This window comes from Paenibacillus sp. MBLB1832 (assembly GCF_032271945.1).
Classification (GTDB): Bacteria; Bacillota; Bacilli; order Paenibacillales; family NBRC-103111; genus Paenibacillus_E; species Paenibacillus_E roseopurpureus.
Genome location: NZ_CP130319.1, coordinates 5,728,048 through 5,753,636 on the forward strand (window position 1 = coordinate 5,728,048; position 25,589 = coordinate 5,753,636).

19 protein-coding genes are annotated in these 25,589 nt (G+C 49.3%); all 19 read right to left on the reverse strand.

Features of this window, described 5'->3' with window-relative positions:
* Positions 1 to 59: 59 nt before the first annotated feature.
* The 19 genes from MJB10_RS26040 to MJB10_RS26130 all read right to left on the reverse strand — a co-directional run bounded on the left by MJB10_RS26040 (position 60) and on the right by MJB10_RS26130 (position 25,323).
* Positions 60 to 278, reverse strand: coding sequence for a helix-turn-helix domain-containing protein (locus MJB10_RS26040; RefSeq protein ID WP_314800104.1), 219 nt, complete (start codon positions 276 to 278; stop codon positions 60 to 62).
* A gap of 12 nt (positions 279 to 290) precedes the next feature.
* Positions 291 to 689 carry a pyrophosphohydrolase domain-containing protein gene (locus MJB10_RS26045; protein ID WP_314800106.1) on the reverse strand — a complete coding sequence of 133 codons (399 nt, stop codon included), beginning with the start codon at positions 687 to 689 and terminating at the stop codon, positions 291 to 293.
* 74 nt (positions 690 to 763) lie between these two features.
* Positions 764 to 1,273 (reverse strand): C40 family peptidase, encoded by a 510-nt coding sequence (locus tag MJB10_RS26050; protein ID WP_314800108.1) that lies wholly within the window; start codon positions 1,271 to 1,273, stop codon positions 764 to 766.
* A gap of 157 nt (positions 1,274 to 1,430) precedes the next feature.
* Complete coding sequence (locus tag MJB10_RS26055) at positions 1,431 to 2,627, reverse strand: response regulator (RefSeq protein WP_314800110.1); 1,197 nt, start codon at positions 2,625 to 2,627, stop codon at positions 1,431 to 1,433.
* A 5-nt stretch (positions 2,628 to 2,632) separates the two neighbouring features.
* Positions 2,633 to 4,474, reverse strand: coding sequence for a sensor histidine kinase (locus MJB10_RS26060; RefSeq protein ID WP_314805861.1), 1,842 nt, complete (start codon positions 4,472 to 4,474; stop codon positions 2,633 to 2,635).
* A gap of 76 nt (positions 4,475 to 4,550) precedes the next feature.
* Positions 4,551 to 5,432 carry a carbohydrate ABC transporter permease gene (locus tag MJB10_RS26065; protein ID WP_314800112.1) on the reverse strand — a complete coding sequence of 294 codons (882 nt, stop codon included), beginning with the start codon at positions 5,430 to 5,432 and terminating at the stop codon, positions 4,551 to 4,553.
* Between the two features lie 17 nt (positions 5,433 to 5,449).
* Positions 5,450 to 6,340: a carbohydrate ABC transporter permease gene (locus MJB10_RS26070; protein ID WP_314800114.1), complete on the reverse strand. Its 891-nt coding sequence runs from the start codon at positions 6,338 to 6,340 to the stop codon at positions 5,450 to 5,452.
* A gap of 110 nt (positions 6,341 to 6,450) precedes the next feature.
* Positions 6,451 to 7,800 carry an extracellular solute-binding protein gene (locus MJB10_RS26075; protein WP_314800116.1) on the reverse strand — a complete coding sequence of 450 codons (1,350 nt, stop codon included), beginning with the start codon at positions 7,798 to 7,800 and terminating at the stop codon, positions 6,451 to 6,453.
* Positions 7,801 to 8,061: 261 nt separating this feature from the next.
* On the reverse strand, positions 8,062 to 10,362 hold the full coding sequence (locus MJB10_RS26080) for a DUF4962 domain-containing protein (RefSeq protein WP_314800118.1): 2,301 nt from the start codon (positions 10,360 to 10,362) through the stop codon (positions 8,062 to 8,064).
* A 25-nt stretch (positions 10,363 to 10,387) separates the two neighbouring features.
* A complete protein-coding gene (locus MJB10_RS26085) occupies positions 10,388 to 12,460 on the reverse strand; it encodes a heparinase II/III domain-containing protein (protein WP_314800120.1) in 2,073 nt (690 codons plus the stop codon).
* Positions 12,457 to 13,224, reverse strand: a complete 768-nt coding sequence (locus MJB10_RS26090; RefSeq protein ID WP_314800122.1) for an SDR family NAD(P)-dependent oxidoreductase — start codon at positions 13,222 to 13,224, stop codon at positions 12,457 to 12,459. Before MJB10_RS26090 ends, MJB10_RS26085 begins: the two co-directional genes overlap by 4 nt.
* A gap of 255 nt (positions 13,225 to 13,479) precedes the next feature.
* On the reverse strand, positions 13,480 to 15,351 hold the full coding sequence (locus MJB10_RS26095) for a cache domain-containing sensor histidine kinase (RefSeq protein WP_314800124.1): 1,872 nt from the start codon (positions 15,349 to 15,351) through the stop codon (positions 13,480 to 13,482).
* Positions 15,351 to 16,388 carry a response regulator transcription factor gene (locus MJB10_RS26100; protein WP_314800125.1) on the reverse strand — a complete coding sequence of 346 codons (1,038 nt, stop codon included), beginning with the start codon at positions 16,386 to 16,388 and terminating at the stop codon, positions 15,351 to 15,353. Before MJB10_RS26100 ends, MJB10_RS26095 begins: the two co-directional genes overlap by 1 nt.
* A gap of 89 nt (positions 16,389 to 16,477) precedes the next feature.
* Entirely contained in the window at positions 16,478 to 18,055 is a 1,578-nt protein-coding gene (locus tag MJB10_RS26105; RefSeq protein ID WP_314800126.1) for an extracellular solute-binding protein, read from the reverse strand.
* Between the two features lie 137 nt (positions 18,056 to 18,192).
* Complete coding sequence (locus tag MJB10_RS26110) at positions 18,193 to 19,074, reverse strand: carbohydrate ABC transporter permease (RefSeq protein ID WP_314800127.1); 882 nt, start codon at positions 19,072 to 19,074, stop codon at positions 18,193 to 18,195.
* Between the two features lie 18 nt (positions 19,075 to 19,092).
* Positions 19,093 to 20,025 (reverse strand): ABC transporter permease, encoded by a 933-nt coding sequence (locus MJB10_RS26115; RefSeq protein WP_314805864.1) that lies wholly within the window; start codon positions 20,023 to 20,025, stop codon positions 19,093 to 19,095.
* Between the two features lie 208 nt (positions 20,026 to 20,233).
* The gene (locus MJB10_RS26120) at positions 20,234 to 23,347 is read right to left on the reverse strand and encodes an MMPL family transporter (protein ID WP_314800128.1); all 3,114 of its coding nucleotides are present in this window, start codon (positions 23,345 to 23,347) and stop codon (positions 20,234 to 20,236) included.
* 137 nt (positions 23,348 to 23,484) lie between these two features.
* Positions 23,485 to 24,111 carry a TetR/AcrR family transcriptional regulator gene (locus MJB10_RS26125; RefSeq protein ID WP_314800130.1) on the reverse strand — a complete coding sequence of 209 codons (627 nt, stop codon included), beginning with the start codon at positions 24,109 to 24,111 and terminating at the stop codon, positions 23,485 to 23,487.
* A gap of 174 nt (positions 24,112 to 24,285) precedes the next feature.
* Positions 24,286 to 25,323: a fatty acid desaturase gene (locus MJB10_RS26130; protein ID WP_314800132.1), complete on the reverse strand. Its 1,038-nt coding sequence runs from the start codon at positions 25,321 to 25,323 to the stop codon at positions 24,286 to 24,288.
* Between the last annotated feature and the right edge of the window lie 266 nt (positions 25,324 to 25,589).

The following is a 25,589-nucleotide window of genomic DNA, read 5'->3' on the forward strand; positions in this document are numbered from 1 at the left end:
CAATTAAGGTTATCCCTTCAAGACTACTCTACTGTACCACACAATATAGGGTAATGCAATTATAGTGGAGAGGGATTATCTGTTAATGTAAGGAACGATTCCCTGTCGTCGATTCGCAATGCGATTGCTAGTGCTAATGCGACATCTTTCGACGGAATGATTCGACCGCTTTCGATAGAAACGAGGATGGAATACGAGATTCCCGCCTTCTCGCCAAGCTTGCGAAGCGTTAAGTTTTGCTGTTCCCGCAGCTCTTTGAGCCGATGATGGAAGGCCATGCAAGCCTCACCTCAACTTTCCTTCTTTTGTTGCCGAGCAATTTCAGCTCTAATTTTGTCGAATGGGTCTTCCCACTGCGGCGGCTTAATCGTTTTGCCCATTTCGTTCTTGTGTACTTTGCCGTCGGGCCATACTTTGGACATGTTCGCATGCTGGACAATATCGAAGATCGGGCCAGGTTCGACACCCATTTCTACCAATGTGCCTAGCACGAAATAAAGTTCGTCGATCATCGCATCGACTTCATCTTCCAATGTAGCAGCTTCTGCGAATTCATTCAGCTCTTCTTGCATCCAAGCTAGACGCGCGGCTTTCCGCTGTTCCGATAGGCGCTGAGGCTCAGCGCCTACAGGATGTTCAAAGGTTTCGTGGAACTTTTTCACAGCTTCAAAAGCAAGTTTCAATGTCATGGTATCAGGTGCTCCCTTGCAATGGTTTGTCTACTATATACCATCCCAAGGGAGAGATGGTCAATATCCACGTTCTATTTCAAATGACGACCCATAATAAAACGGTCTTTCCAATAACCAGAGTTCAATTGGCTGACAACAACGCCAGAGCTCTTCGTGTTACTAATGAATTGGCCATTTCCGATGTAAATCCCAACATGGTTGACTCGACCAGGTGTGGATACACTAAACATGATTAAATCACCTTTTTTCAAACCTGCTTTCGTGGAAACTCGTGTACCCAGCTTCGCTTGCGCGCTGGAACCCCAAGGAATAGAGATCCCGTTCTTGCTAAATACAAGCTGTGTATAAGCAGAGCAATCCAAAATGAGACGGCTAGTGTCTCGTGTACCGAAACGGTAGGTAACTTTGCCAATATAAGATTTGGCTGTGCGTACAATACTATCTGCACGAGATGTGCTCGTTGCTGTAGCGGCGGATGCAGCCTGCGGCTGTAACAGCGCTGTGCCTCCCACAAGTAAGGATAAGCTAAGTGCGATTCCTGCGACCGAGCGGCTAAGGCGGTTCTTTTTCACAATATTCATGATTGATTTCCTCCTTCGTCTTGTCCATATGAGGTGCTTGACCTGCTACTACCATAACACAGACCAAATGACCTAATATTTAACAAGGAAGACGGAATACCGCGCCCTGCCTGCTTTCACCGAGCATTCTGAGAATTCGATGAGAATTGCATGAGCATCAATCTCTTGACAACAATGTATCCGGTCTATCACCCGTATGCTCCTGTCTGAACTCAGAAGGTGTGACGCCATACTTCTTCCGAAACACCTGTGAAAAGTGCCGCATATCCTGATACCCGATCCGTTCAGCAACGTCAGCCAGCTTCAGCTTGGGGTTCATTAGCAGCTGTTTGGCCTGCTCTAACCGAAGGTGAATGACGAACTCTTTAAAGCCTTGCCCTGTCTTCTGTTTGAAAAGCTGACTGAAGTACACAGGATTCAAATATACGATGGATGCCACTTTCTCCAGAGAAAGGTCGTCATGGTAATGTGTACGCATATACTGAAGCGCGACCTCAACCGAACGGTCGCTGCCGCTAGCGTGATGCTCGTAGACTTGCGTCGTGGAGGCTTGCCGCATCCGCTGCACTTCCGCGGGGGCCGATTGGAACTGATCGATGCGCTCGGTGCTCATGATCTGGAAGGGCACCTTCAGATACTTGATCAGATGGCTCCTAAGCTCCTCAACGAGCTGGGCGACACTTGTACCTTCAGGCGGCGTAACAAGGCCTAGGAGGCTCTTGCTGTCGTGTACGGTGACGAATCCCTTCCCGTAGCGCTCAATCAACTCTACAAGGACGTTCTCGATAATGAAATTCTCGAGGAATACGGCCTTATCGGTCTCCATTTTGACCATAATCAAATAAAAATAAGGGTGCTGCTCGACGAACGGACTCATATCGATACGCCCTGTATCGAGTCCTTGTACCCAGCGCTGGAACACCGCTTCTTGCAGAAACTTGCGGTTCGCCTTCAGCAGCTCCGCCTCTTCGCTCATTTCCGTATCGTGAGCGATTTCTTCGCTCAGCTTCCTGATCATCTCAATCAGAACTTCTTTGCCGATCGGCTTCAGCAGATAGTCCTTCGCCCCGAGTCGAACTGCCTCTTGGGCATACGAAAACTCCGAGTACGCGGAAATGACGACCCACTTCACGTGCGGGTGACGGTTTCGCGATACATTCATCATCTCAAGGCCTGTCATGCCAGGCATCAAAATGTCCGTCAAGACGATATGAATCGTCTGACTTCGTAGCAAAGCGATCGCCTGCTCCGCATCAGCAGCCAAATGGATGGTATAAGAGGGAAACCGATTCTGCAGGGTGCGCTGAATCCCTTCCCGAATAATGGTCTCGTCATCCACGATTAGAATATCCATGTTTGTTAACCCCCCCTGCGAGGAAGCGGCATCGCAACGATGACCGTTGTTCCTACATCTTGTGTACTCTGAATTCGCAATCCGTACGCATCTCCGAACATTAATGCAATCCGGCGATGCACATTGGTCAGACCAATACCTCTGCGCGTTCGCTTGCCCCCTTCGACTAGCTGAGTTTCCGCGTTGTCTCCTGCCTTGTACGCGTTCAAATCGCCGCTCAAGCGTGCATCCTCCAGAAGTCTATCCTGCATCTGGCGCAGTAAGTTCGGCTCAATGCCCGCGCCGTTATCGGAGACGATGATATGCAATTCCTGTTCGTGCACCTGGGCATAAACACTAAGTACTCCTGGCTCACGCAATGGCTCCAGCCCGTATTTCACGGCATTTTCGATGATGGGTTGCAGGGTCATTTTGGGGAGGACCACATCCAGCCACTCGGGATCGATCCGAATATCCGTGCGAACCCGGCCTTCCAAGCGGTTCTCAATGATTGTCATGTAATGACGCATCTGATCCAGCTCTTGCTGCAGCGTCGTCTTGGACGCTTCCTGCCAGTCACTGCTGTAGCGGAACATATGCGACAGAGCCAGGATGACCTTGCCCAGCCGATCGTTCTCGCGCTCATCGAGCATCCAATAGATCATATCCAAGGTGTTATAGAGGAAATGCGGGTTAACCTGCGACTGCAGCGCTTGCAGCTCCGCATTCTTCTCACTCATGTTGGCGAGTGTGATGCGCTCGATCAACTCATCCATCCGATTCACCATGCGATTGAAAGAGGATACCAGTGAGTTGATCTCCTCGAACGATTTGACCGTCACGGAGCCCTTGAAATTCCCCATCTCCACCTGCTTCATCTCGCGGATGAGCAATTTCAGCGGAGACGCGATATTTTGCGAGATGAGACTCGCTAATGCCGTCGACAGGATGATAAGCACAACGATAACGACGTATAAGTATTCTCGTGTTTTGACGACCTCTGCATTGATATCCTCTTTCGGTGTAAGGCCGAAGACCGTCCAGTCCGACATCTTGGCATTCGCCGCGACAATCAATTGGTTCGTTCGATCATCAATAACGATCTCATTGCCTTCAGGGCGCGGCAGGCCGCTGAACGTAGGCGTCGACGCCTTATCTTCCGCTGGCGTAGCAATCAACCGGTTCTCTCGATCCACAATGTAGACGCGGCTATTCGGACTGATCGTTACGTTCGAAAGTGCATCCAAGATTGGCCTTGGATTCGTTTCGATGAGCATAACGCCAATCTCCCTATGATCCGTAAGATCGAAAAGCTTCCGACCAAAAACGAATAACGGGTCGCGCTGAAATTGGTTAATGACGGAGCCCTGCACTAGCCCTAACCAGACCATCTCCCCTGAGGAATCTTGCAGCTTCTTATACCAGTCCGTGGACGAATAGTTCATATCAATAACGCTATCGAACCCGCGCTCGTAGTTATAGTTTTTACCTGCATTGGTGATCACATGAATCCCAATAATGTCATCCCGCGAATAATAAATCGCGCCTAGAATGTTCGTAATCGTCCGTTCATTTAAGATGCTGGCCGTTATATCCGGATTGGTGTCGCGATCCTCGATCAAGCGAAGCATCTCGAAGTTACTATTTAATGATTTCGTAATACTATCATAACCCTGCAAGAGCAAATCAAATAAACCGACGGTTTGTGAAATGTTTTTTTGCGCTAAATCGGATATCTTTGTATGTATAATTTGCGTTGTCTTCTGATAATACAGCACGCTGACGAGCAGCACGAGCACGAGCATGGACGAAATAAATAGCATGAATAACCGATTATGAATGGAATTAAAGCCTCGTGTCACGCGCATCATCCTCCCCTTTCGTAGAAAGTACTCGCTATTTTATCACAGCCTGCAAATAAAATGAAAAAAGAGAGGGGTGAAGTTACCCCTTCACCGCTCCCGCTACCATACCTTTTGTAATTTTGTCCGCTAATAGGAAGTACACCAGAATAACCGGCAATGCGCCTAGTACGAGGAATGCGCCGATCGCTCCATAATTCACGGAATATTGACTAACGAAGCTGTTGACCCCGAACGGAAGCGTCTTAAGGCGCTCGGACGAGATGAACGTTGCTGCAAGAATGTACTCGTTCCAAATGTTGATGAACGTTAGGATACAAACTGTCATCATTGGAGGAATCGAGATCGGTAGAATGATACCGCTGAAAATTTTGAAAACCCCTGCCCCGTCAACAACCGCTGACTCCTCAATCTCGGCTGGGATGGATTTCATGAATCCGCTCAAGATAAAGACCGCAATCGGCGTCTGGAACGCAATGTAAGGCATAATAATCGAAAGATGCGTGTTCAAGATGTGCATGTTTTTGAAAATAATCATCAGCGGCAGCAAGGTTGCCTGCATGGGAACCATCATCCCGATCAAGAAAATCACCATAACCAGCTGACCGTATTTCCATTTGAACCTTGTAATCGCAAATGCGGTTAAGGAACTCAAGAACAATACGCATACCATAGTTACCAAAGTGACGAATAAGGAGTTTTTCAAGTACTGGAAGTAATGACCAGCCTTCGTGGCATCGGTGAAGTTCTTCCATTGAAGCACATGAGGCAAAGAGAAGAATCGACCCGAAAGAATCTCTTCATTCGTTTTCAGTGAATAGATAAACAGCCAAAGCAATGGATATACCTGTGTGACCACAAGTAAGGATAGAAAAGCGATGACAATAATTTTTAGGATAGAGAAGCTTTTGCGTCTCCGTATGATGGCCGGTTTGGCCGAAGCCGCATCCCTGGCGTTTAGCATGGTGACACTCCCCTTCCTCACGAAAATTTTCTCTCTAGGCGATTAAATAGTGTGTTAATAATAACCGTTGCCACAAGACACACCACAACCAAGAAGGCTGCAATCGCACTTCCATACCCATATTTCAAGGAAAGGAATGAATTGTTGTACATCAACGTTGAAATCACATCTGTTGCGTGTGCAGGACCGCCGCCTGTCATGACCATAATCATGTCAAACGCTTGTAGGGATCCAATGAAAGCTAGGACGATCGATATTTTGAAAATCGGAATATTCATAGGGAAAGTAATATACCAGTCGGCTTTCAAGCCTTCTGCTCCATCGAGGCGTGCCGCCTCATAAATATCAGCCGGAATATTCTGAATACCGGTGAACTGTATCAATGTGTGATAACCCAAGTACTGCCAAAGGGCCACAAAATAGAGGGAATACATAGCAATTTTAGGATCGGTTAGCCACGATCTCGTCCAGCTATGTAAATGAAGCATATCTAAAACTTGGTTAAGCATACCGCCCATTGCGGCTGGATTATAAATCGTTTTCCATAATTGACCAACGATAACAACAGATAAAATAACAGGTAAAAAATAAGCTGATACGAGAAAGTTCGGTTTTTTAATAAAACGGTTCAGCAAGATAGCTACACCCAAAGCAATTGGGATTTCAATCATGGAAAATACAGCAAACATCAGTGTGCGTTTAACAGATGGCCAAAATACAGGATCGTGGAAAAGCATCGTACGGAAATTATCAAGTCCAATGAATTTCGATGTGCCAATCCCGTTCCACTCCAGCAATCCACTATACATGGATACAAGGATAGGTACAAACACAAGACCAACATAGATGATCAAACAGGGCAGTACAAACATGGCAATCGTCCACTTGGAGACTCTTAACACATTCACTTGGCTCGCCTCCTTCATGGGGATGGTAATATAACAATGGGAACTTACCTTGAGCACCACAAGCGGCACTCAAGGCAAATCCCTATTGGGCTACTACAATGTACTACATCTTATTTTTTGTTCGTATCGTAAGCCGTTTGGTGCTCTTTCGCTACAGCAGCAGGATCAGCTTTTTGAACGAAGAGGTTTTGAATGCTTGTTAAGTGACCTTGTGCAGTACCTGGGTTCATTGTGTTATCGAACGCAAGGTCGCCGCCTTTCACTTTCTTGAACAAACCAAGAACGTCCATAGCCATATCAGAGTAACCAGCAGCTTTGAAGTCGCCGTCAACTTTTTGTGCGATACCAACAGCGCCTTTAACTGCGAAAGCTTCTTTAGGGAAGTTCAACATGAAGTAGTTCAAGAAATCTTTTGTTTCTTTCAAGTGTTTGCTGTTCGCGGATACGGCGAACGCGGATCCTGGTGCCAACATGAACTCATCTGGGTTACCTTTACCTTTAACTGTTGGGAATTGGAATACGCCAACTTTACCGTTAACGGAAGATGTTTCGATACCGCCAGTTGCCCAGCTGCCCATGAAGTACATCGCTGCTTTACCCGTTTTGAACAAGTTCTCACCAGCGTTGTAATCGAAGGAAGTTGCGCCTTCTTGGAATGCGCCCGCTTGGATCAAGTCTTCGAAGGAGCTAACGGCATCCGTGAATGCAGGATCAGAGAAATTTTTCTTGCCGTCTACAACGGATTGTAAGAAGCCAGGACCGCCGTTTGTACGAAGCAATACGTTCATGAACAAGAAGGAACCTGTCCAGGAATCTTTTTCACCGATGGCCATTGGCTGAATGCCTTTAGCTTTCAACGTTTTCACATCGGCAACCATTTCTTCGAATGTTTTTGGAACATCAGCAATACCAGCTTGCTTGAACAAGTCTTTGTTGTAGTAAATAACTGCGATGTTGTTACCATCTGGCAATGCGTAAATGTTATTTTTGAATGTATACCAGTTTAAGATACCTTCTTGGAACGTACCCTTAAGTCCGTTTTGCTCAACCATATCATTCAATGGAGCGAATAGGCCCGCATCAACGAAAGGTTGCATCTGAGCAGCTGGGTTCACGACCGTGATGTCTGGAACTTCTTTGGAAGCTGCTTGCGTTTTCAATTTAAGCTTTTGTTGATCCGTGTTCAAGGAATCAAGCTCGATTTTGATGTTCGGGTTTTTCGTTTGGTAGTCGTTAACAATTTTCTTCAACATACCATTTTTCGGATCCGTTGGGTCTGGATATATGTTTTGGAATGTAATCGTGATGTTTTCTTTCTTCTCAGCCGCTGGTGTTGTTGTTGCTGCTGCACCGCCGCTTGGTGTTGTTGTGCTTTTGCTATCCGAATTAGTACCACATGCTGTTAAGCTAACAGCAAGCGCGCCCGCTGCGATAACTTGAAGTGTTTTGAATTTTTTCACTTGTGAATCCCCCTCGTTTTGAGTGATTGTTGTCTTTATGCTCTTATTATGCCGTTAAAATGATACCCCTTACAATGCGTGAACTTTAGGTATCATGTTTGATTTCTATAGGTGTTCATCTTGATTTCTTCACCTACTTAGGTTTCCCGACGGGGTGTTTTACTATGAAATCGGCTGAATTGACTTGTGAAAAAAGGAAAAAGCGACCCCCCATCTGACACGCAGAAAGAGATCGCTTTTTTTACATATTAGAGGAAGAAATTAATAGGCCTTGGGTACTTCCACACGGTGCGTGACGCCATCTTCGGTGAAGTAAATGTGCACGTCAAACCCTTGATCGTCCATAAAATAGGACACATATTTCGGTTCGCCATGCTTAATCGGCACGAGCAGTGTTGCGATCCGATGACTGCGTGCGGCCTTTGTCGTCGCCTTCAGATGGAACTGCGGCGGCAACCCTTCGATCTCGGAGGGATCGATGTCAGTGAAACTCTGATGCTGAGAGAGCTCCAGCTCACCCGATGAGCAATAGACGAAACGACCGTCCATGTCAGCCTTGCGGCCCTGGACTTTGAAGGTCTGGCCACTGATTTGTAATTCATATAACGTTTGGAACAGCCAATCGATAGATCCAGCTTGTGCGAGATCGATATGATCAACTACGACGACGTAGGTGCCGAAGAAATAAAGCTCCCGAACGTATCTATCAAGGTAAGGAACGTATTCCTTGTACGCCGCGGTCGCGTTGCTGCGAGAATAGCCGTAGCCCTTGCGCTGCTCAGCTACTTCAACGAACCCGTTAGCTGCCATATTGAGCACTTTGTCCTTCTCAGCATATTGACCCAAACCATCAATCAGAATGTTATTCGTGGAGCGCGTCTGCCTGCGCCAATTCATATGCATTGTAGAGTTAAATGCCACGTAGTAGCCGCTCTCAATCGCTAACGGCTCACCATAAGCATGCAGGAGGAACCCATTCTGATCGCCATGGCTGTGACTGACAGAGCCGTATTTGCTGCTTTTCGTCAGGAGCATAATGTGACGTTCTGGATCGGCCATATTCGAATGGAAAGCGACCCAATCGATGTCGCGGAACCATTTGACCGACTGAATATTCGCATCCGTTGGCGCTACCGCCTCCACTTGCGGATAGTCATGGCGGTAGACCATGTCATCAAATCGGAAATCCCACCAGCCATAGTTGTAAAATTTCATTTCGGAATCGGTATCGGTCTCCCGTACCCGCTCGAAATACCATTGATACAGACCGTTTCCAGTCACTCCAGCAAATTGGCGAATGTTGAAGCCTGTCTTCAAACTGACGGGATCGCCTAACGTCGACTGGTCACCGAAGCTTGCACGCAACGTATCGGGACTGAACGCATATAACGGGAAATCCCCTGTTTTGGCGAAGAAAGGACGCTCATAAAAGTTGATTCCTGTAAATTTCTTCAACAAATTCATCGCTTCGGTCACGAAAGCCATCCCTGTCGTCCAGTACATCGGACCCTCAGCCCAACCTCCGTCTGCTCCGCCCCAAGGCGAGTAGAGACACGCGTAGTATTCCAGCGTATAATCCAGCCACTCCTGAACCTCTGGTTCTTCCTGCAAAAGAACGATACAGCATGGCACGAGCACGCTGGATAAGGAACGCACGGCATGGCTGTCGAACGGCACGTGATGGATTTTGGAGTGCTCGATGACATGCTGTGCAATTTGGCGCGTACGCGCTAGAAGAACATGGCGAACGTGCCTGCGCTCCTCCTCGGATAGCTGATCATAGAGCCAATCATAGCCCCACGCAATCGCCCCTGCCGTTCGAAAAGAAGCCTCGTCATTATAGTCGCGGCTCGTTGTGCCATTAATGTCCCATGTGCAGATGTGGAGCAGCCATGCTTTGGCGCGATCTAGAATCTGAGCATCATTGCGCAGCTTGCCTGCCACGGCTAAATGACGAACGGCATACAAGGCTTCCTGGGTATCCATGTACATTTGACGCCATAGCTTCGCAACGCGCTTATTTCCTGGGTAATGAAGAGGCTCAGGAATGAAGTCCCGCTCCATCCATGGTTTGACGGATTTTTCGAAAAAAATGTCGAAACCGCAGCAGGAAGGGTCCGTCGTTAAGCGGCTTCTAAATGCGTCGATTTCATCAGGTTGCAGCCATAACCGAGGGTGCCCGCTGCTCGTTACTGCGTATCGTGTCGTCCTGCTTGGCAGCGGCGTTTCTGGCAAATCCGCAGGTACTTCGAACCGTCTGACACGGCTCCACGCGGTCTGTTCGCCGTTTTCTTGAAGTAATGCGTACCGCCAATAATAGGTGCCTGGTTTAAAGACGTTGTCGGGCGTATATAAGTTATAGGGAATCGGCTGGACTGTTTGCGTTTCATCAGATGTGAATGCTTCCGATGTCGCAATTTGCAGCACATAACGATCATGCTCCAGCTGTGCGGGAATCCACGTGAAGCGAGGCGGGTTTTCCAGCAGCACCGTCTGCTCATTCGGCTCGTATTGGACCGTTAATACGCCGCTTTGCGGTTCATAAAGTGGAGATAATGTCATCGTATTTCCCTCCAAAAAGTCGAAGTTAGGAGCGCTGAAGCCCCTTGTCGGTGGTTAGTTGTATATGAACAGTGCCTTGATTCGGTACCTTGATGCTGACTTCGTTGTCCGCGATCTGAGTGAGCGCAACGGGACTACCCACACGGTATACATGGACGAAATCCGCTCTGCGATCGTTACGTCGATGCAGCATCGCAGTTAAAGATTGGCTTGGATCGATCGCATCGCCTGGCGTTTTGACAGCGAGCAGTTCATCGCCTGGTTGGATTAGCGCGGTATGGTAGACGGTTGCACCTGTTGGGTTGCCCGCAATGTCAGTAAGCTGATAGGATGCTGCAACCTGGCTCGCTCCGTGAGCATCTCGCGGCATTTCCGACAGGAATCGACCCGTGATTGGCAAGTACTGCTCCTTCAAGGTCTGGACTTCTGCTACCTTCTCTGCGATCAGCAGCTTATACGCCGTTGGGTCCTTCGGCGGCACTTGCGCCGCTTCTATGGCGACTACAGGGTGCATCCACCATTCAATGGACTGCGGCTCCTCGCCCGCCAGTTCAACATGGAACCAATCGAGCAGCCACTCGTCTGTGAGCAAAAGATGTCGATTCATCGAGCAGCCTTCGTAGGCGGCATCGGATTGCAGCCAGGCATAGACCGAGCTTGCGGTCTCCTCATAGCGGATGCAGCGCCCTTCATGCGGCGCCTGCGATTGACCCGCCAGCGACACCGTATTGTGGCTGGCTGTTTCCGCGAACCACGATCTGCGCATGGACGAGCCGTAAGGCACCATCCCCAGATCGGGGGTCAAGGTCTGATCCTTGTGCATCAACGTCAGATGCAACTTGTCGTAGTGGCCGTGGGACCCGCCGTGCTCGCCGAAATCGGCGAGGAACGATAGCGGGTTACCCGGGAGGCGACCGATGACGAAGCCGGCTTCCGGCCAGAGCCGCGAGCTGCGCGGCTCTGGTGTGGCGGCCGCGCGGTCAGCGCCGTAGAGCAGCGCTTCCAGCTGCTCAGCAGCGCCTAGCTGCCGGTACGCCTCGCGCAGCACAGGCGCGAGGCCGGCAAGGCCGTAGATCGCGAGCCCCTGCTCCGCGATCTCGGCGATCTCGCGGGCGTACGGCCCGCGCGCGAGCGGCCCGTCGTGCAGGGCCGGCAACGCGCCCTGGTCGTCGGCCAGGTCGGCCAGCGCCTGCAGCATGCCGCGCATGGATTGGCCCTCTGCGCCTGCCGCGGCGTAGAGATCTAGACCGAAGCGCTGCGCCATTTCGGCTGCGATGAGATAGGCACGAAGCACGAAAACATGGTAATATGTGCTTCCCTCGAATTCGAACTGATCAGCTTTCACCCCGATCGAAAGATGGTGGATGAAGCCGCCTTCGCCTTCAATTAGCGATTGGAGCGCAGGTTGCTCACCGCGAGCCGCATACACACAGGATAAAGACGCGTTCAGCCAAGCGGTGTAATTGTTCTCGGCATTGTTCCGTTCATGAATGAGAATGTGACGGTATTCTTCCATACTATCTGCCAGCAACCCGAGGAAAACGTCGATGGCTGCTTGCTCTTGAGGTTGGAATTGAACACCGCTGTCCCGCAGCAGCAAGTACGCGCGGATCAACGTTGTGGACCAAATCGCCTCCGTCAACGCTTGATGAAACGCCCGTCCCTTCAGCATCCAGCTCTGCGCCTCTGGGTGCACAGGATAGAGCGGGAATTGCTCGGCATATTCCACGAGCAATCGCTTACTGATCTGAGCATAGGACGAGTCACCTTGTGCCGCATAAACAGCCGCAGCTTGCAACGCCACGCGCGCCAGCGACTGGTGCTTGAACACGAGCCACGCGCCGCGGTACGCTTCCCCCGTGATCACGCAGCCATGGGGACACAGGAATTCTGAGGTATCTACAAGATGATCTTCGAACACCAGTTCGGTGTGATGGTGTGGACAAACATACTGGTGCCACCACCCCCCAGGTTCTTTAGGTATGACTAAGCTGCCAGCTTGCTGGAGCTTGTCGATTTCGGCTTGCAGGCGGTGGGCGGTGGAAGCCGCCCATGCCCTGTTCTCAACTTTTTCGCTTAATGGGGTCACTGTGCTCATCGCATCATCATCCCGCCGTTAATTTCAATCGTTTCACCTGTCACATAAGCCGCAAGATCAGAAGCCAAGTAGAGGACCGCCCCAGCTACATCATCTGGTGTGCCTTCACGCTGCAATGGAATCCCGCTTACGGTCGCTTGGCGTGCTGCATCTGTCGTGAATGTCGCGTGGAACATTGTGTTGCCGATAAAACCAGGGGAGACGTTGTTAACCGTGATCCCGCTGGCTGCAACTTCTTTCGCAAGACCTTTGGAGAAGGTAAGCACAGCCGCCTTGCTCGCTGCATAGATGCTGGAGCCTGGCCCGCCGCCGTTATGAGCCGCTACTGACGTCATGTTCACGATACGACCGTAGCCTTTCTCTTTCATACCTGCAAGGACACGTTTGGAGACGAACACGGTGCTTTTCAAATTAACATCCATAATGCGATCGTACATGTCTTCTGACATCTCCGCATTCGGCACGCGCTGAACCAAGTGGCCCGCGTTGTTCACAAGAATATCGATCGTACCGCCCAGTGCCTGCTCCACTTCACTCACAAGTCTATCAATTTGCTCCACATTGGTAACATCCGCTTGTACCAGCACCGCTTCCCCCCCAAGCGCCTGAATCGCTGCCACTACTTCCTGCCCTTGCGCGACATTGTTCAAGCAGTTCACGCCAACCTTCGCGCCATTACTCGCTAAAGCCAGCGCAATCGCGCGTCCAATCCCTGCATTCGATCCTGTGACAAGTGCAATTTTCCCCGTTAAGTTGATGTTCATTGTAAAATCCTCCCATGGATATAAGTTTTATTTTTTATCATGCAAAACGCAGCTTCAGCAGCGTGAGTATCTTAATTGTGCCGCCAGTTAAGGGTGGTCAACCGCTTCTATTTCGCGCTTTTTCTCCACTTCGGGCTAGTTAAGAGCGGTCAACCACTTCTAAATATCGGTTTCGGCTCCCTATCCACCATCCACCGCCGAATAGGGATGAGTCACGGTGGCGGAATACGTTGATGATGGCTAGTGGCTATACGCTCAACGTTCCGCCCACCCCTCCCCCCGCAGCCGAGGCCGCACGGTTTCGGGCATGGTCATCGTGACACAGGTGCCGCGCCCCCGCTCACTGTCGACGGACAGCCCGTACGCCTCGCCGAACACCATTTGGATGCGGCGATGCACGTTCATAAGGCCGATGCCGCCGCCGCGTTTGGACCCGCCGACCGCTTCCTCCGGCTCGGCCAAGCGGTTCTCTTCGAGCTTCTGCCGAAGCTCAGCCAATCTCTCTGCTGGCATGCCTACCCCATTGTCCTCGATGAACACTTGGAACAAGCCGCCTTCTTTGCGAGCATCAATACGAATCATGTGATGCGCCTCCACACCATCTGGAAACGCATGCTGGAAAATGTTTTCTATTAACGGCTGCAACGTCAGCCGAACCATCTTCTCCAGCAGTAAGCTCGGCGGGATCGCAACGTCAATTTCGAATTCCCGCTCCGTCCGATGCTGCAAAATAATCATATAATTCCGCACATGATTCAGCTCATTGGCGACTGTTATCTCTTCGAGGTTCGTCTGAACCGAGTAGCGAAGCATGAAAGCCATCGCCTCAACCATCTCGGTTATTTCACTCGAATTCTGAACAATGGCGTAGCAATTGATCGTTTCTAACGTGTTATACAGAAAGTGCGGGTTAATTTGCAGCTGCAGCGCTTGAAACTCCGCCTTTTGCCGTTCGAGCTTGGTTTCACCTAGCTCGAGCTGGTTTTTGTGCTGCTCCAGTTCAGCTTCATAGACACGCTCAATCATATGCGATAAGCGCGTGACCATAAGGTTGTAGCTGTGGATGAGTCCGCCAATCTCGTCGGCACGCCCAATGCCATCGATATACTGCCAATTTCCTTTTTCCGTCTCGCGCATACTGTCTTTCAACCAACGAATAGGAGCAATAATGGAGCGGCCGAAACGGAAAGATAACCACAGTGCGATCACCAACGTCGCTAATCCTACAACAAGGGTCGTCGTACGGATCGTGTTAACAGGACGCCGCAACTCATCCACGGACATGGAGGCCACCAGATTCCAATCCGAGTACCCCGATTTCCGCGAAACAAACATACGTTCTTCCCCGTTATATTTGTACAAAAAGGTTTGATTCCCGCTCCCCAGCACCCGGGCAGCCAGCTCATCCTGCGGATTCCGCTGACTCATCGCACGTGGATAGATGTAATTTCCCGCATCGTCCACAATGAAGAAGAAGCCTTCCTTGCCCAAGTTCACGCGATCCCACGTCTTCGCGAGTTCATCGAGTTTGATTTCAATCGCGACCACGCCGCGGTTCTCATCGCCATACGAAGGGCCCCTTACTTTGCGGGCCATCGTGACGACAGATCCTTTGTCCACCGCACGGATACTCATGTTGAGCAGCGCGATTTTGCCATCAGATGGTGTCAATTTCATTAAATTCGTGTACTTCTCTTGCACCAAAACAGGGTCGAAATTAAATAAGTTTTGATTCTCATAAATGACGGAACGCCCATGCTGACCCGTCACATAAATCATATTCAGCTGCTTATACAGCGTCACAATCGACTCGACGGAAGCGAGCGCGAATTTCTTGATTTTGTCCGAATACACGTAGTACTCATAGGCGTCATCGGGTTTAATTTCCATGAAAGCCCGTACATCCGAATTCGATGAAAAAGCATTGCTGAGCAGCTCATACGCCTGTAAATAGCTATCCGTCTGATAGTTCGCACTATCCACCATCTGCTCCATATATTGCTTGACCTGATCATCGAGCGCCCGCGAGGATTGCCAGTAGGATACCGCGCCAACCGACACGAGAGACAACACGATCACGATGAGAAAATACGCATAAATTTGACGCGACAGCGACTTTCTCTTCATTAGCGGATCCCCATTCGCTGGCGGTATTCCGAGGGTAAGCAGCCTTCATACTTTTTGAACGTTTTCGTAAAATGCGGATGATCCGCATACCCCACTTCTCCGGAGATGTCGGTAATGCGCCAGTGCGGTTGTTGGAGCAGCTTCTTCGCCTTCTCCATCCGCCTGCGTGTCCGATACTGAACGAAGGTCTCTTGGGTATTTTGCTTGAACAATTGGCTAAAATAAGACGGATTGAGACCGATATATTCCGCTACCTCTTCCAAGGAAACTTCTTCAGCTAGATGTTGTTCCATATAGAGCTTCGCTTCCTCGACAGGGTCCTTATGCTTGCCTTTTCGTTTGCTCTTCAGCTCTTGCAACAGCCCTTGCACGGATGTCGTGAACCACTGCCACACATCCTCTGCGCTCAACGCGACGGAAATTTTCAGCTCCTCCTGCATCACGAACACATCGCGAACCGTTAGGCGCTGATGTACAAGCGTATAAATCTCCTGCACAATCTCGCTTACGCGATTCAGCTTTAACTTATAGGCGCCAAGCTCGGTGCGAATCTCCTCAAGCGCTGCTTCCAGCTCATCTTGCTGCAGCAGCCAGACCGCCTGCTCCAAGCGGGTAGCCCAGCTCTCCAGCTTCGTGACCGCCACAAAAGACTCGGAGCTCACCTTGCTTTTGTTCAGAATGAGCTTCTCCAACACCTGCCCAAATCTCTTAATGTTCACTGGCTTGAGCAAATATTCTTTCACGCCGTAAGACAAGCACTTCTGCGCATACTCGAAATCCCCATAGCCCGAAATCACGACCACTTGAATGTCGGCATCCATCTGGGCAATTTGAGCGCACAACTCTAGGCCGTCCATTTTCGGCATACGTATGTCGGTGAATAAAAAATCAGGTCGTTCCTCCTGAATCCGCTGCATTGCGACAATACCATTCTCAGCTGTTCGCAAGCTTTCAATCGGCAGCTCCGATTGTTCCACAAGCTTTTGTAATCCTCGGCGTATCATCGGTTCGTCATCGACAATGAGTATGCGGTACATGAGGAACTCTCCTTTCAAAACCTGTTGAAAATACATGCTCCCCACGTGCCGTTAGGTACGTGAGGAGTCTGCATGCTCAGAAACTGAGCTTATTTACGCGGCATGATCACTGTCGTACCGGAATCTTTACTATTGAATTTATCATTCGCTTCCTTAATTACATCATTACCGCCTTTGGACTTCCACTCTTCCAACACTTTCGGCCAATCGGAAATTGGTTCTTTTCCGTAAACCATTTTCACCATGTGGGAAAGAAGTACGGGTGGTGCTTGGTCGGAAATTGGTGAAATGTCAGGGTTCTTCGCTAATGAGTCTAGACGAGGTTCGAATTCAATTCCGTCGCGACCTTCATTTTTCAAAGTCGTATCAAAAATATTCATCAACTTCTTGCCTTCTTCTGTCAGGCCAAGCGTCCCTTTATTATAAGTTGTATCTTGAACCAACCACAAGAAGGACTGACGATAACGCTCTTCATCTACACCTGCAGTATCCGTAGGTGCTTTGTAATCAATTTTGCCATTCGTTTCTGTGTACGTGTCGCCTGCAATACCGAAAGTAAAGAATTTCTCTGCTTCAGGGGACATCATCCAGTCAAAGAATTGGACAATTTGAGCGGCATTTTTTACGTTTTTGTTAATGAAATAAGCGCGTGGTGCTGCTCCATACAGGTAGTGACCGCCTTTGCCATCTGGTCCTGTTGGTGCTGGAATGATCTCGATGTCACCTGTTGGGACCGTCGTTTTCAGTTGTGTTTCCCATTGCAGCATTTCGTTCGCGTTCATGGACCACATGCCTGCTTTACCCGCAAGAATGGTGTTCTTGAACACAGTTGCGTTGATTGTCGCGAATTCTTTATTGATCAAGCCTTCGTCAAACATCGTTTTATACGTTTGAAGGGCTTTCATCATATTCTCTGTATCATAGAATTTCGGCAATACTTGATCGCCTTGCTTCTCGAACATAGACAAGTAAGGGAATACGTCATAAGCACCGAAGAAGGAATCGGCGTACTTGAAGTTCTCACGACCCATATACGGGTTCTCTACGCCCATTTCCTTGAACTTGCGAAGTACGTTCATGTACTCATCAACTGTTTTCGGTACGCCTAGACCTGTTTTATCCAGCAAGTCCTTACGAACGAAAATGGCACGACGGGACGGGTTGGACAAGTATTCAGGAATTGCGAAAATCTTACCTTGGTACGTTACTTTATCCCATGCTTCTTTGGGTACCTTTTTCAGCAAATTCTGACCATATTTCTTAAGCAAATCGTCAAGCGGCATGAACACGCCAGCTTTCACGGAACCTGCCAGTTCTTTACCATTTACGCCACCATTAGCCTGAACAACGTCAGGAATGTCGTTGGTTGCAAACATTTGAATCATTTTCTGTTCATATTCTTTGTGCGGCACTAGCACGATATTCATATCGGAGTTCGTGAGTTCTTCCAGCTTTTTCACCCATTTATCTTGGTTAATATCAGGTGACTTCTCAACATGTCCGAAAGCAAGCGTACGTAAGGAGATCGAAAACTTCGTTTTCTCTGCTGGCTTAGTACTAGCTGCTGCACTGGATGTAGGTTGCTCTGCGGACTTCGAATTCGAACAAGCAGCCATTACACCAGCCAACAATACGACAGCCATCGTCGTGGGAATCCATTTTTTCACTGCTACCCCTCTTTTCATTTCGACTAGGTATCAAACGCTTTAACACTTTCATTGTAAAAGCGTTTACAATACACGACTATGGAGTGTCTTTAGTTGAATTTGTATTTTTTTTAGAATATTGTAAAAATAGTTAAAACTTAGGATTTGACGGATCCAACCATCATACCCTTGACGAAATGGCGCTGTAAGAACGGATAAATGATGATAATCGGGAGTGTCGCAATGATAATGGTTGCCATCTTGATCCCCTCTGGATCCATATGCGCAAGCCCGCTGAATTGCGAAGCATTCGGATCGATACTGATATCCTCCGATACGATCAATTGGCGAAGCTTGACCTGAAGCGGCCACAGGGCAGGCTTATTGATGTAGTACAGGGCATTTTGATACGTATTCCAGTGACTGACGGCATAGAAAATACCTAGGGAAGCCATGACTGGTTTAGATAGCGGCAGCACAATGTTCCAGATCATTCTTAGCTCGGAGCAGCCGTCGATGCGCCCAGAATCGATCAGCTCGCTCGGGATTTGCATGAAAAATGACCGCATAATGAAGAAATTAAAGGCGCTGATCGCACCTGGAATCATTAAGGCCCAAAGCGAGTTCGTTAGGTGTAAATTTTTCATCAAAATAAAATTAGGAATAAGCGGCGCTGTGAACACCATCGTAATCAGCACCATAATCACGACAACATTGCGGCCTGCATACTCAGGCCGAGAGACAGGATACGCCAGCGAAGCCGTGGCAATCAGGTTGATCAGTGTACCTACCACCGTAATATACACGGTTACCCCGAACGAACGCCAGATGGCCATATCGCTGAAGACATATTGGTAGTTGATCGATGTAAAATGTACGGGCAGGAATAGTACCTTCCCATTCACGATCGCTTCCGAGGAACTGAACGATTGGGCCAGCACGTTTAAGAACGGCAGGAGCATCGCTAGTGATAAGAGCGTTAGAAAAAGTAAGTTAAATCCGTTAAACACTTGCCAGCCGGCTGTCGGCTTGCGATTCATAATGCATCCACCTCCGTCTTAGTACAAGCTTTCACCCGTTGTTTTTTTGCTCAGAAGATTACCCGTAACAATGAAGATCACGCCGACAACGGCTTTGAATAGCCCAATCGCTGTCGTATAACTAAACTGCTGAGCGAGTAACCCCTGTGAGTAAATGTACGTATCTAGAATTTCACCATTTTCTTTGTTGAGCGGGTTCAGGAATACAAACACACGCTCGAAGCCAAAGTCTAGGAATTTCCCAATGTGTAAAAGGAACAAAATCATAATGGTTGGCAGCAACGAAGGTAATGTAATGGATATTGTTTGTCTCCACCGATTGGCCCCATCCACCTCAGAGGCTTCATACAAATCAGGGTTAATCCCTGCGAGCGCTGCCAAATAAATGATCGTGCCGTATCCGGAATCCCGCCAAATCCCTGACGTAATCAACACGGAACGAATCCAAGATTCTTCACCCAAGAAGTAAATCGGCTCAAAACCTAACCAAGTAATGAAGTGGTTGACTGCCCCTGTTGACGGGGAAAGGATACCGATTGCGATCCCGCTAACGATCACCCAAGACAGGAAGTGAGGCATGTACACGACCGTTTGCAGGACACGCTTATACACCACCAGGCGAAGCTCGTTCAAGAGCAACGCGAGAATGATCGGCGCCGGGAAACCAAGCAGCAAATCGTAAACACCGATAAGCACAGTGTTTTTCAAAATATTAAGAAAGTCATAGTGTGCGAACATCCGTGTAAAGTTATCAAAGCCTACCCATTTACTGCCTGTAAAGCCGTCAAAAATGTTGTAGTCCTGAAAGGCAATAACTGAACCTAACAAGGGAACGTACTTGAAAACAATAAAGTAAATAATGCCTGGCAGCGATATGAGATATAGCGCCTTATACTTCCAAAACGTTCGCAGCATGGCCTTACCCTTGCTCACCTGCGCGCGCTGATTCATTTGCTTCACCGCTTGTGCGTTGACCGCCATCCTCTGGCCCCCCTCACTCATCTTCGTCGATGTTATAGCTCTATCCTACCCTGATACAGCGCTTACAGCTATGGAATGCCTTTTCACTATCTTGTGTTTTTTTTAGGTTTTTTGAAGGGTGACTGGCGTTGAAAAAGCAAAAAATGCCCTCCCACAAAAATGTGGGAAGGCATTTTCTTTACACGGTGCGGCTCTCCGTCGACATCTGGCGCGCTGCAGGAACGCCGCGCTTCGCGCGAAGCACCTCTGGCAGTGCCAGCAAAGCGGGCAGCAGCATCGGCAGCAAGACGAAACAGAGCACAACCAAGCCGACGATCACTGCCACAGCCAGCTCCATGAGCAGGACGAGGCCGGATGGCACCAACGTGGCGAAGGTGCCGCCAAGGATGACCATCGCCGAGATCACCACGCCGCCGATGTGCTTGGCGGCCTGAACGATCGCAGTAGCTGGCGAAAGCTCGCCAAGCTCTTTGTAGCGCATCAGCAAGAAGATGCTGTAGTCTACGCCAACCGCGACAATAATGATGAAAGAGAAGAACGGAACGAAGGACGAGAGCCCCTCAGCGCCAATGATTTTATCCGTTACAACATTGGTTACCGTCATGGCAACGTAGTAGGAAATCACCAGCGAGAAGATCACATACACAGCTGGCCAGAACGAGCGGATGACGAACAATAAGACGATAAACACACCGATAATGACGATGATCGCGGTGCTGTTAAACGACTTCACCTGCGCCTTGTTCGTGTCGTATGTCGTCGAGCTCGGGCCTGCCGCGCCAACTTTCGCATGCTCCAGAACTGTACCTTTCACACTTGCCGCGAGCTCCGCGTTAATGCCTTCAATCGTATCCATCGCCGCCGCTGAATACGGATCATCCTTCAGAATGACGATCATCTTCGTCATCGTCCGATCCTTGGACATGAAGCTGTCTAAGGACTTGCCGAAATCCGCGCTAGCGAGCGCTTCTTTCGGAATAAAGAACGTCTTCGAGCCGTTCAACTGCGTGAGGAACTGGCTCGTTTTGCCCAGGCCGTCGGACACGTCACCAAGTCCGTTTCCGCTCTGTCCAAGGCCGTCCTTCAGCTGGCCCAGGCCGCCGCCGAGACCTGACAAGCCTTCGCTCAGCTTCTGCTGACCGTCTTTGACGCTGCCTAGCGCAGCGTTCAGCTTCGCCATGTTCGCGGCGATCTCACGGCTGCCCGCGCTGCCTTGCTGCAGCCCCTTCGCGAGCTCTTCCGCGCCGCTGTGCAGCGCTGCAAGCCCTGCGGCAAGCTGCGTCTGCGCGCCGTTCACTTGCGTCAAGCCTTGTGTCGTATCCGCAAAGGCGCTGTTCAGCTTGGCAGCGTTCTTGCCAAGCTCCTGAAGTCCGCCGTTGAGCTGCGCCAAGCCGGAAGCAAGCCCTTCTCCCGTTTGCTTCAGCTGGATGTAATCGGCATCGGTCGTCAATTGGCTGTACTTGCTGCCCAAGCCGCCAATCAGCCCATTCATACCGACAAGCCCTTGCTGAATGCCGGTCAATTGACCCTCGATTTGGCTGTAGCCGCTTGTCACAGACTGGTAGCCTTGACTCAACTGCGTGAGTCCATCGCTAATTTTCACGCTATTGGCACTCACTTGGTCCAGGCCGTCTTTCAATTTCTCTATGCCTGCGCTCAATTCCCCAGCACCGCCTGCGCCTTTGGCAATACCGCCAGCCACTTGATCCAGAGCCAACGTCAGCTTGCTGTAGCCGTCCTGCACCTGACTCGTGCCATCCACGAGTTGGCCTACACTGGACGTATCTGGCACAGTTAACTTGCTTTGCATGAGCGTGAGCCCGTCACGAATTTGATTGACACCCTTCTGCGAAGCGGTAATGCCATCCGTAACAAGCTTCGTTTGGTTCGATATATAGAAATCGTCAATCGGCTTCGATTGCGGTTGCGTGACGCTGGATACTTTGGCGACACCAGGAACGCTTTTCAGCTTCTCCGTCACCTTATCGATCGCCGCCAGGCCGTCATTCGTGTTCAACGGCTGCTCATTCTGAATCACAACCATCGTCGGAAGCGCCTGCCCACGGCTGAAATGGTCCGCAACAAGCGAGAAGCCTTTGGTCGACTCGTGATCGTTACCCAGCTCTTTCAACTGGTCGAAAGACAGCTTCTGATGATTCGAAAGTGCCAGCGGAACCATCACAATGAGAATGATCAAGGTCGTTAGAACTGGTTTTTTCACGGCAATCTGTGTTAAACCCGCCCAGAACTTGCTTTCCTTATGCCCCGTTGCCCCTTTGGAAGGCCAGTAGAGCTTATTCCCTAGCATTTTCATGAAAAATGGCGTCACTGTTACGATCTCAAGCAAGAGAATCGCGGAACCAATGGCGACCACATTCGCGGACTGATAAATACCGAAATCCGAGAACGTCAATGCTGCAAACGCAATAAACACGGTCAAAATGCTATAAAAAATCGTTTTCCCCGCCGTGCGGAATGTCACTCCAATCGCTTCATCCACGGATAAGCCGTGGGATAACTCCTCTTTGAACCGATTGAACAAAAGAATGTTGTAGTCGGTCCCAATGCCAAAAAGAATTAGAATCAACAGCATCTGCGTCACGCTCGTCACAGGGAACCCGAACTTATCGATAAGCTGCGCGGCAATCCCCATAGAAACGAGGTAGGAAAGCCCGACCGCGAACAACGATACAACAGGGATCACAACCGAACGGAACATGATGATCAGCACCGCGAGAATAAAAATAACCGTCAACGCTGCGCTTTTCTCCACGCCTGACTCGGACGCCTTGAGGTAGTCATCTTGGATGAAATCCTCCCCTGAAAGGTAGTAATCCACCTTCACGTCCTTCAGCACATCTTCAAACTCTTTGTGAATAGCGTCGACATGGCGCCCTCTTTTATCCAGCGAAAAGCTCGCCATCAACGTCGTGCCATCTTCCGAAACGAGCGAAGACTTTGCATCCGGCAGTGTAAAAGGGTCAATCAACTGGTCAAAGCCCAGCTCGGTTTGATGGCTTTTCATACTCGAAATGCCATCTTGAATCGAAGCCATGTCCGCATCCGACAGCTTATTCGGGTTATGGAAAACGACAATGTCGCTCGTTCCTTCAACTCCGTTGATTTTGTTCAAAATACTCGTAGCCACGCGCGATGGGCTGTCACTGCGGAGGGGATCCTGCCCTCTAAGCCCTAGAATCGCATTCACATCAGGTTGAATCACCGTGAGCAGTACAGCAGCAGCCAGCCAAGCCACGAGAATGGCCCAGCGGAACTTAACAATATTTCTCATCTCTCTCTTCTCCTTCACGCTTTAAGTGAACAGTAATAAACAAGTGTTCATTATTGGATCAAAAAAATATCTATGGATAAATGACGCGACCGACCACCAAGGGCGACCGCGTATGTCATGTCGGGGCCAGTAGCCGCTTATGCTTTCAGCAGCTTGATTTTCTCTGAAATTCCTGTGCAGTAGACGTACAAAAGCTCATCCACCAGCAGCTTGATCGTGTCGCCGTCCTCATGATCGCGGAGAATTAAACAGATACTCTCGACTAGCGTTGTAGCCATCATGCTGGCCGTGAGCCGATCCTGGGGAGCTAGCTGCCCCGACTCTGCCGCCAATTCAGCCGTAAACACTTCGGTCATAATTTGTACGACCAGGGTAATCATGTCTTGCTTGGTCGATTGATAGCGCGAGCCTTCGCTCAGATTGAGAAGAATTGTGAGCTCGGCGCTCGATTCCTTGAACAGTTGAATGAGGGACGCGTCAATTTGGCGCAAAATCACCAAATGGTCGGACAGCACGGTGCACAACGTACTATCCACCTCTTGCTTCGTCACCCGTAACACCTCGGCTAACTGCGCATGAATCGGTTGGATCAGCTCATCGAACAGATCATCCTTGCTCTTGAAATAGCGATAAATGTTGCCAGGTGTGATGCCTGCGGCATCTGCAATTTGGCGGATAGAGGCTTTCAAATACCCATGCTTTTTGAACTCGGCCAATGCCGCTTGGCGGATACTCTGTTTGACTTCATCTTTTAAAATTTGCATTAATAAACACCCGTTCACTTTTTGTCGTTATAGTCGGATTATACGGCGCCTAGCGGGGGATTGCAAGATCATAGCTGGGCACAAATTTGTGAACATGTACAGGGGGCGAGCCTCTCGATCACACCAAAAAACCGCCCTCCCCGCAGCAACTGCCGCAAGTCAGACGGTTATTCCTCACTCCACATCGACCGCTTTCATGAGGTGAGGCTTTATTTTTACACGAAACTGCTTCAAATCTTTGAATTGAATAAACTTCTTGGATTCTTCATTCCAAATGCGATACTTCAATGATTCAAAACTCTTCACCAAACCGATCGTCTGCACATTGCGAAGTGCGGCGTTCTTATTGTGAACTTTGCGCAGATGATAGTTTGGCACGCGCGGACTAAGGTGGTGAATGTGATGGTAGCCGATATCGCCCGTAATCCAATGTAAGATCCGCGGTAAGTTATAAAACGAACTGCCATGCATCGCCGCTTTGACGTAATCCCATTCCTCCGCTTTTTCGAAATAAGTGTCCTCGTACGTATGCTGCACATAGAACAACCAGATCCCCGCCATGCCAGAGAAAAAGAAGATTGGTCCTTGAATCAACAATAGAGATTGCCAACCTATGCCCCAACAGAGCAGCGCGATACTGCCGACGATGACGACATTGGTAATGTACGTATTCATTCTTTCTTGCATGCCCGCGCGCTTGCGGTTGAATCGGTAATCGACCAGAAAGATGAAAATCGGTCCCACAATGAACATCACGAGCGGGTTGCGGTAGAGTCGATACGCGATTCTTTTGAGTTTCGAAGCTCCCATGTATTCATCGACCGTCAGCGTCCAAATGTCACCCACGCCTCTACGATCCAAATTTCCGCTGGAAGCATGATGCACAGAGTGCGTGTGACGCCATTGATGATAAGGTACGAAGGTCAAAATGCCTGTTAACGTGCCGACAATTTCATTGGCCAATTTATTTCTGAAAAATGATTTGTGACAACAATCGTGAAAAATGATAAAAATGCGAATCAAAAATCCTGCCGCAAGCAAATCTACGATGAACGTCAACCAGACGGAAACAGACAAGCTGAGAAAAGCCAAATACCACAGCACGAAAAAGGGTCCCACTGTATTGATGATTTGCCACACACTACGCTTCATATGTGGTCTTTCGAAAGGTGCGATATCTGATCGCCACCCGCCCTTATCCTCATGCTTCATCCTGTTAGAACTCCCTCTATCCGTATCGTGTCGGATCTTGTAAGTTGTGAATCACTTGAAGTAGTACGTAACGGATCGTATTAAGTTCCCGTATGAAGTCAATAAATCTCACAATTGTGTGTCGAAGCTCCCTCATCATAAGCGGTTACGTCTTTTTTGTAAAATGTAATTTAAGTTAAAAGCTTGTTGAAGCAAGCCCAGACTCGGAAATAATGCTATTCAACTTGCTGGAGGGGGCGAGGTCCGCGGGGTTGGTTTGAGCAACT

Coding starts and splice junctions, on each gene's coding strand:
- MJB10_RS26060 (WP_314805861.1), bottom strand. CDS start 4,474: ATGCGCGTGACACGAGGCTTTAATTCCATTCATAATCGGTTATTCATG.
- MJB10_RS26095 (WP_314800124.1), bottom strand. CDS start 15,351: ATGAAGAGAAAGTCGCTGTCGCGTCAAATTTATGCGTATTTTCTCATC.
- MJB10_RS26085 (WP_314800120.1), bottom strand. CDS start 12,460: ATGAGCACAGTGACCCCATTAAGCGAAAAAGTTGAGAACAGGGCATGG.
- MJB10_RS26110 (WP_314800127.1), bottom strand. CDS start 19,074: ATGAATCGCAAGCCGACAGCCGGCTGGCAAGTGTTTAACGGATTTAAC.
- MJB10_RS26080 (WP_314800118.1), bottom strand. CDS start 10,362: ATGACATTATCTCCACTTTATGAACCGCAAAGCGGCGTATTAACGGTC.
- MJB10_RS26125 (WP_314800130.1), bottom strand. CDS start 24,111: ATGCAAATTTTAAAAGATGAAGTCAAACAGAGTATCCGCCAAGCGGCA.
- MJB10_RS26115 (WP_314805864.1), bottom strand. CDS start 20,025: ATGAATCAGCGCGCGCAGGTGAGCAAGGGTAAGGCCATGCTGCGAACG.
- MJB10_RS26120 (WP_314800128.1), bottom strand. CDS start 23,347: ATGAGAAATATTGTTAAGTTCCGCTGGGCCATTCTCGTGGCTTGGCTG.
- MJB10_RS26045 (WP_314800106.1), bottom strand. CDS start 689: ATGACATTGAAACTTGCTTTTGAAGCTGTGAAAAAGTTCCACGAAACC.
- MJB10_RS26065 (WP_314800112.1), bottom strand. CDS start 5,432: ATGCTAAACGCCAGGGATGCGGCTTCGGCCAAACCGGCCATCATACGG.
- MJB10_RS26040 (WP_314800104.1), bottom strand. CDS start 278: ATGGCCTTCCATCATCGGCTCAAAGAGCTGCGGGAACAGCAAAACTTA.
- MJB10_RS26100 (WP_314800125.1), bottom strand. CDS start 16,388: ATGTACCGCATACTCATTGTCGATGACGAACCGATGATACGCCGAGGA.
- MJB10_RS26090 (WP_314800122.1), bottom strand. CDS start 13,224: ATGAACATCAACTTAACGGGGAAAATTGCACTTGTCACAGGATCGAAT.
- MJB10_RS26050 (WP_314800108.1), bottom strand. CDS start 1,273: ATGAATATTGTGAAAAAGAACCGCCTTAGCCGCTCGGTCGCAGGAATC.
- MJB10_RS26130 (WP_314800132.1), bottom strand. CDS start 25,323: ATGAAGCATGAGGATAAGGGCGGGTGGCGATCAGATATCGCACCTTTC.
- MJB10_RS26055 (WP_314800110.1), bottom strand. CDS start 2,627: ATGGATATTCTAATCGTGGATGACGAGACCATTATTCGGGAAGGGATT.